Annotated in this window: 1 protein-coding gene; it reads left to right on the top strand. The window is 67.5% G+C overall.

Annotation, left to right across the window (positions count from 1 at the left end):
• Window positions 1-2,476, top strand: a 2,476-nt coding sequence (locus tag ACWGJ2_RS40200; RefSeq protein WP_453351375.1) for a non-ribosomal peptide synthetase, incomplete at both ends; no start/stop codon positions are given.

Consider the following 2,476-nt stretch of genomic DNA (forward strand, 5'->3'; position numbering starts at 1 on the left):
TTCCTCATCCGGCTCGCTGCTGATCGTTTTCTGTGGTTCCAGTGCTACAACCACCTTCTGATGGACGGCTTCGCCTGTTCCCTGGTGGCGCGCCGGGTGGCGGAGGTTTATACGGCGCTCCTCGGCGCGGACGACGAGACGTCCGGACTTCCCGACGGCATCCCCATGGGCGCCATGCGTGCCATGCGCGGCATACGGGATGAGGAGGCCGCTTATCGGAGGTCGGAACAGTACGAGAAGGACCGGCGATACTGGCTCGACCGATTCGAGGACCGGCCTGAACTGGTGAGTGCCCCAGGCACCCGCTCGCTTTCGCCGGAAGCCGCAGAAGATGAGAAGGGGATTCTGAGGGAAACCGGCACTCTCCCGTTGTCCACGATGGCGGCGTTGCACGCGGTGGCAGGGCGCGTGGGAGAGAGCTGGACGAGAAGCGTCATCGCGACGTTGGCCTGCTTTGTGGGGCGGCTTACGGGATCGGACGAGGTGATTCTGAGCCTGCCGGTGACCGGCAGGGTCACCGAGCGAGCGCGTCAGGTGCCGTCGACCATGGCCAACATGCTGCCGCTGCGGCTGCCGGTACGGGCGGAGTCCAGCCCGGCGGAGCTGGCGGCGGACGCCGCGCGGGAGGTCGGCGCGCTGCTGGAACACCAGCGCTTCCGTGGTGAGCGGCTGCGGCGTGAGCTGAGCTGGCCGGAGGGCCAGCGCTGGCACTTCGGGCCTTACGTGAATGTTCTGCCCACGGGCGACGATCTTCGGTTCGGCGACCTTCACGGCACCGTCCGTGATCTGTCGAGCCGACGGGTCGAGGATTTCGGAATTCTGGTGAATGGCCCTTCCGCCGACGGCGAGGTGCAGATCGTTCTTGAAGCGAACGGGGACCTGTACGACCGCCAATGGACGCGGGCAGTGCTTCGGTCACTGCTGCACTTCCTGGGACAGGCGGCAGCAGATCCTGCGGCGCCGTTGTCCGAGATCGACGTGCTGGACGAGTCCGAGCGTGCGTTGGTGGTGGGGGAGTGGAACGACACGGTGCGGCCGGTGTCGGCGGGTTCCGTTCCGGAGTTGTTCGCCGGGTGGGTTGCTTCGACTCCGGGTGCGGTGGCGGTGCGGTGTGGTGACGAGGCGGTGTCGTATGGGGAGTTGGAGGAGCGGGCGAATCGTCTGGGCCGGTATTTGTCGGGTCTGGGTGTGGGGCGTGAGTCGCGGGTGGGTCTGTGTCTGCCGCGTGGTGTGGACATGGTTGTGGGGATGTTGGGTGTGTGGAAGGCGGGGGGTGCGTATGTCCCCCTCGACCCCGAGTACCCCGCCGACCGTCTTGCGTACATGGTGGCCGACAGCGGTGCGTCAGTGGTCGTGGCTACTGGGGAGACGTTGGCGCAGGTCGCGGGGGACGCAGTTCCCGTGGTTGCACTGGATGACGGGGATGTCGCGGCGGGGCCCTCCGGGCCGCTGGATGTACCGGTGGTGCCTGAGCAGTTGGCGTATGTGATTTATACGTCGGGTTCGACGGGGCGGCCGAAGGGTGTGGCGGTCGCGCATGGTGGTGTGGCGAATCTGGCGGAGGTGATGCGTCCCGTTCTTGGTGTGGAGGAGGGGACGGTGGCGTTGCAGTTCGCGTCGTTCTCGTTCGATGCGGCGGTGCTGGATGTGGCCGTCACGTTGGGCGGGGGCGGCACGCTTGCCGTTGCGTCGAGTGAGGAGCGGTTGGAGCCCGAGGCGCTGGCGGCCATGATTCGCGAGGCCGGTGTGAGCGTCGCGAGTGTGGTGCCGTCCCTGCTCGGAGTGGTGGAGCCGGGTCCGGTGTCTGGTGTGGGGAACTGGGTGCTGGGCGCGGAGCGCCTGAGCGCCGACCTGGCGGCGAAGTGGCGGGCCCAGTCCAGGGTGTGGAACACGTATGGCCCGACCGAGGCGACCGTCATCACCACGACCGTGCTTCTGCCCGAGGGCATCACCTCGGAGGATGCACCGCCCGCGATCGGTGCCCCCATCGGCAACGCGCAGGTCTTCGTCCTGGACGGATTCTTACGGCCGATGCCTCCTGGTGTGACGGGTGAGCTGTATGTCTCGGGCGCGGGACTCGCACGCGGATACGTGGGCCGCCCGGACCTGACCGCCGAGCGGTTCGTGGCCAACCCGTTCGTGCCGGGCGGTCGCATGTACCGCTCGGGTGACTTGGCCCGCTGGACCGAGCAGGGGTTGCTGGAGTTCGCGGGCCGTGCGGATGGGCAGATGAAGATCCGCGGTTTTCGTGTCGAGCCCGGCGAGATCGAGTCGGTGCTGGCCTCTCACGAGAGTGTGAATCAGGCGGTGGTGGTTGTCCGTGAGGACCGGCTGGTGGCGTATGTCGTCCCGGCCGGTGACGACGCCTTCGACTCCGGTGTGCTGCGGGAGTTCGCCGGTGTGCATCTGCCGGAGTACATGGTCCCGAGTGCGACGGTGGCGCTCGACGCCATGCCGCTGACGGCGAACGGCAAGG

This window comes from Streptomyces sp. NPDC054796, from assembly GCF_053611545.1.